The sequence below is a fragment of the Dinghuibacter sp. genome (assembly GCF_035492835.1).
GTDB lineage: Bacteria > Bacteroidota > Bacteroidia > Chitinophagales > Chitinophagaceae > Dinghuibacter.
This window is the reverse complement of record NZ_DATJIY010000005.1, coordinates 1-5,445: the sequence shown is the minus strand read 5'-3', so window position 1 is coordinate 5,445 and position 5,445 is coordinate 1. Positions and strand designations below refer to the sequence as shown.

The following is a 5,445-nucleotide window of genomic DNA, read 5'->3' as shown; positions in this document are numbered from 1 at the left end:
GTACATATATCCGTCGTGGATCTGCGCGTCGTATGGGCTGTAGTAGACCGGCTTGCCGTCCTTGCCGATGTCAAAAAAGGTGTGCGAAAAAAGGTTCGCGCGGAAAAGACAGGAGTAGAACGTGGCTTTGTCGGCTTCGCTCCCGCCTTCGACCTTGACGCGTCCGAAGAGGTCGTTCCAGACCTTGTCGGCGGCCTTATGGGTGGCGTCGAAGGTGGGGGCGACCTCGCGGTCTAGCGTAACCGAAGCCTGCTCGGGGCTGATATAGGAGGAGGCGATGCGCGCCTCGACGACGGCGCCGGGGGCGAAACGCAGCGAGGCGGCGACGGGATGCTCGAGCGAGCCTGAGGTGTCGCCCGTGGCGGTAACGGCCGTGAAAGGTTTGTTGAAAACTATGACGAAGTAGTTACGGAAATTCTTTGGTATCCACCGCCCATTATCCACCCACCCGGAGATACTCCGGTGATCGGAACCAACGAGCAGGTGGCAGTGCCGGATGTACCCGTCGAACACGACATAGGCGTCGTGTCCCTTGGGGAAGGTGAAGCGCATGGCGGCGCCTCTTTCAGTGGGAGCGATTTCGGCGCGGATATCGTTGTCGAGCCGGACGCTGTAGTAGCTCGGCATGGCGATTTCGTTGCTGTGCGAAAACGGGGTGGCGCGTTTATCCGCGCTGGTGTCGAGCACCGGCATCAGGGAAAAGACGCCGTAGTCGCCGACCCAGGGGCTGCATTGGTGGGTTTCGCCGAAGGCGCGGATGGCTGTGACCTTGTATTGGTATTTCCAGCCCTCGCCGTCCTTGCCGGTCTGGGGAGTCCAGGCGTTCTCGGGGAAGGGGAGCGCGGTCGCGGGGTACGTGTTGCCGTAGCTGAGGCCGAAGTCGGAGTTCGTTCCTTGCAGGGTGTTGGCATAATGCACAAGACCCTGGGCGCGGCCAGCGACGGTCAGGCCAAAAATGGCGGCAGCCGCTACCAGCAACGCCATGGAGAGGGTTAGTTTATGCCCCATTTCTCATTCGGTTTTGATCCCATAAACAATTCCAACGTACCGCCGGCGACGACCTGTGCGTGGTCGATGTGGCAGTACGGGTAAGGCTTGCCATTCAACAGGGCGCGTTGGATGTATACGTTGCCGGCGGAATTGTCGTGCGCGATGACGGTGAACGTCCGGCCCGACGCATAAGCCGGATCGAGGTGCAGGGTAACGGAGGAGAAAACGGGGCTCGTGATCTCGTAACGCGTGTCGCCGGGGCAGACGGGGTGGAGACCGGTGGCCGCCAGGATGTACCAGGCGGACATCTGGCCTACGTCTTCGTTGCCGACGAGGCCTTCCACGTCGTCGTGGTAGGCGCGGGCGCACACCGCGCGGGTCCACTTCTGCGTCAGCCAGGGGGCGCCGAGGCGGTTGAAGAGGAAGGGGGCGTGGTGTACGGGCTCGTTGGCGTGGTTATAGTAGTCGTTCCAGAGCATGTTCTCCGGTGTCTGGTCGAAGAGCGCCTGGAGGTCGGCGATGACCTTTTCGCGGCCGCCCATCAGCTGGACCATGCCCGGTACGTCGTGGGGAACGAACCAGCCCTGCTGGAGCGGGTTGCTCTCGACGGTGCCGTAGAACTGCTTCAACCGGCCCTCGGACGGCCAGGCCTCCCAGGAGCCGTCGGCGTTCCGCGGGCGGAACCAATGGACCGAGTCGTCCCATACGTTGCGGTAGCTTTGGGAGCGCGCGGCGTATTTGGCGGCGTCGGCGCCGCGCCCCAGCGTAGTGGCCAGGCGCGAGAGACACCATTCTGAGTACGCGTTTTCCAGCGTATTGGAAATAGAAAACGGCGATGACCCGTAGGACGTGCCGCTATGGTCGTCCGGGTCGCAGATATACGTCCAGCCGCGGCTGCCGTTACCGAAGCGTTCGCAGGTATTGACGGCGTAGCGGTAAGCCTTGTCGATGTCGTAATGCCGGATGCCTTTGGCGTAGGCGTCGTTGAGCACCACGACCGCGGGATTGCCGATCATGCAACCCGTGTAGGCGTTGAGGAGCTCCCAGCGCTCGAAGTATTGTTTCCCGCTGTGCTCGGCAAGCTCTATCAAGGAGCTCAGCAGGTCGTCCACGACCTTCGGGTTGATGAGCATCTGGAGGGGCATCTGGCTTCGGAAGACGTCCCAGCCGCTAAAGACGGTATGCTTGGTGAAGTCGGCCGACTTGTGTACCTGTCCATCCCCCCCCGGGTACGAGCCATCGACGTCGGAAATGTTCCGCGGGTCGATGAGGGTGTGGTAGAGGGCGGTATAAAAGATGGCGCGGTCCTCTTCCGATCCGCCGGTGACGGCTATCTTGCCCAGGGCGGCGTTCCACAGGTCGCGGGCGGCCGATCGCACGCGGTCGAAGTCCCAGTCCGCGATCTCCGAGGAAAGATTCAGACGGGCGTTGTCCATGCTCACGAAAGAGATGCCCGTTTTCATCAGGACCTGTTCGCCGGGCGTGGTGGCAAACTCCGTAAAAAAGCCGAGGTGACGGCCCTGTTGCTCATGGACTCCCTTGAGGATGGCGGCGGCGGCGACGCGCTGCTGATAGCGGTTGCTTTGGACGTCCTCGCGTTTGCGGCTCCACCCGTCGGGTATGTCCGCGGACCAGACACCGAAGTCCTTCAAAGGTTTGGAGAACTCGGCGTGGAAGTACACGGTGTAGCTCGCGTGTCCGTCCCCGTTACCCCAGCCGCCGCCTTCCGGGGTGCAGCGCATCCAGCCTTCGATCGCATGGTCGTCCACGACGCGGACGTACTGAAGGGTCGAGGTCCCCCCTACCCTGCGCGCCAGGTCGACCTGGATGCGGGAGGGGCCGCCGGACTCAAAGGTAAACCGCAGCATGCCGCTGTGGGGAGCGGCGGTTGCCTCGGCACGTACATTATATTTCGTAAGAAGCACGGCGTAATATCCCGCGCTGGCGGATTCGGATGTCTTGTCGTACCCCGAGCGATACCCTTCCGGTTGCAACCCCGGCTGGTATTCGGGCGCGCCCGGCCCCGTCAGACGCCCCGCGCAAGTGCGCAGAGGCCCCGTCGTGGGCATCACCAGGAAGTTCCCGAGGTCCCCGTACCACCCCACCCCGCTCAGCTGGGTGAAGGCAAAGCCTTCGATCGAGGTGTGCTCATAGCTGTACCCCGAGCCGTTGTCTCCGCCGGTGATGGTGTTGGGGCTGACCTGGACCATCCCAAACGGCGTTTCCGCGCCCGGGAAGGTCTTTCCCAGACCGTGGATCGCGCCCGCCTTGTCGATGTTGGTGCTGGCGCCGATAAAGGGGTTTACATAGTCAGCTGGTTCCTTTGTTTGCGCGGACCCACGCGTGGTTACCACTAAGCCTCCGATCATACAAATCCTTTTCCAATTCATAGTTTTCTTATAACCCTACCTGTATGCCCACATTCAACACCCTGTTGTTCATGTAGGCATCCCCTACGGTGTTGGACTGCGCTTCCGGGTCGGTTTGGTATTTTTTCCAGACGTTCGTCCAGGTGATCAGGTTGTAGGCGCTGAGGTAGATACGCGCGCTGGCCAGATGGAACGGCAGGCTCTTTTTGGAGAGCTGATAGGATAAATCCACCGTTTTCAACCGGATATAGTGCGCGTTGACCAGCCAGAAGTCCGACATATAGTTGGTCGGGCTGTTGATGGTCGTGGGGTCGGTCGTCAGCCGCGGGAATTTCGGGTTGGTGTTGGTCGGCGTCCAGGCGTCCTGGTGTATGGGCTGCCACTGGCTCTGGAAGGGCTCGATGCCCGTACCGATCGCCGACAGGCTGTACTGGAAGGCGCCCTGGAACAGGATGCTCAGGTCAAAGCCTTTATACCCCAATTTGATGGGCAGACCGACCGTCGTGTTGGGTATATTCGGGCGCCCGATCGCCTGCTCGTCGTTCTGGTCGATGACGCCGTCGCCGTTGAGGTCTTTGTACTTGATGTCCCCGGCAACCGGGGGCGCGGCGGTATTGGGCTTGGCCACCTTACCGCTGGTGATGTCGTCCTGGGTATAATAGCCCTGGAAGATATAGCCAAAGGGCTGGTTGATCTGGTGCCCGGTTACGGCCAGCCAGGGGTAGCGGGGCGAGGCTTCGGCCTCGTAGATGACCTTGTTGCGGTTGTGCGTATAGACGATACCGATGCTGTAAAAGACCTTACCGGCGGTGGCGGACCAGGTCAGGGTTTCTTCCCAGCCCTGGTTGGTCGTGATCCCGACGTTGGTCGGCGAGAGCCCGATCCCCAGGATCAGCGGCACGTTCCCCGGCGTGACCAGCTGGTCGAACACGTACTCGTGGAAGTAGTCGGTGGTCGAGCTGAGCTTGTCGCCAAAGAGGTTCATATCCAGGCCGAAGTCGGTCTTCCGGGACTTCGACCAGGTGACGTTGTTGTTCCCTAACGGCCCTTCGTACACGGTGGCCTGGCCCTGGGGCTGTTGTCCAAAGCTGTAGTTGGAGCCGTTGTTATACACCTGTTGATACAGGTACTGGTTACCGGGAGCGACGTCGGACCCGACAACGCCGTAGGTAGCGCGGAGCTTGAACAGGTTGACCTTCGGAAGCACGTCGCCAAAGAACTTTTCCTTGGCGATATTCCAACCCAGACCCACGGCCGGGAAGAACCCGTTGCGTTTTTGGGCGTGGAAGCGGTCGGAGCCATTGAGGGCGGCGTTGAGGTCGACCAGGTATTTCTGCTTATAGTCGTAGCCGATCTTCAGCGAATAGCCGCGGAATTTCGAAGGCACCGCCGCGACCTGCGCCAGCAGGGGGTTGTCGTCGTTCCGCGTGGTTTGCTCGTGCCACAGCAACAGGGAATTGAAGTGGTGGGCCCTGGCGAAGGTCCGGTCATAGCTGAAATAGACCTGGGCATCGACGTTTTGGATGTCGAGGTCGGGGTAACCGGAGCTGGACCATACGCCTTCCACGTAACCGCCGCCGTTAGGGCCGGTATTCAGGAGGTAGGACCCGTCGGTGGGGTTATAGTGGTAGCTCGGCGGGTTGGCGAAGGCGTGGTTGAGGGTAAGGACGCTTTCCTGCTGGCTGGAATAGGCGAGCCGGCCGGTAAGCGCGAGGCCCTCGGTGATGTCGTTCAGCTTCTCGTCGAATCCCAGCAGCGCGTTGAAGTCCGTGCGCCGGTCACGGGTGTAGCCGCCGGAGGCGAGGAGGGCGTTTAGCGTGGGCAGCTGTCCCTGCGTGTCGAAGGCATACGCAAAGCTCCCGTTGGGGTTGATAAAGGGCGCGGAAAACGGATGGAAGTCGTTATAGTTAAAAATATCCGCGGTGACGTTCTGGTTGGACGGCTGGTTGATGTCCATATACCGGGTCGATACGTCCATCCGGAGCGACAGGTTTTTGGTGGCCTGGATGTCGAGGTTGCTCCGGACGTTGTACCGGTTGTAAAAATAGTTGTTGTTGACGCCCTGGGAGTTGACGCCGCCCTGGGA

Annotated in this window: 3 protein-coding genes; all 3 read right to left on the bottom strand. The window is 61.0% G+C overall.

Going from position 1 to position 5,445, the window contains the following annotated elements; translation table 11 throughout:
• Positions 1-1,008 (bottom strand): glycoside hydrolase domain-containing protein (locus VL547_RS00410; protein WP_325573984.1); only part of this gene is annotated, 1,008 nt, incomplete at its 3' end.
• Complete coding sequence (locus VL547_RS00405) at positions 993-3,359, bottom strand: GH92 family glycosyl hydrolase (protein WP_325573982.1); 2,367 nt, start codon at positions 3,357-3,359, stop codon at positions 993-995. The genes VL547_RS00405 and VL547_RS00410, both read right to left, overlap by 16 nt.
• A 28-nt stretch (positions 3,360-3,387) precedes the next feature.
• Positions 3,388-5,445, bottom strand: a 2,058-nt coding sequence (locus tag VL547_RS00400) for a SusC/RagA family TonB-linked outer membrane protein (protein ID WP_325573980.1), incomplete at its 5' end; no start/stop codon positions are given.

Coding starts and splice junctions, on each gene's coding strand:
- VL547_RS00405 (WP_325573982.1), bottom strand. CDS start 3,359: ATGATCGGAGGCTTAGTGGTAACCACGCGTGGGTCCGCGCAAACAAAG.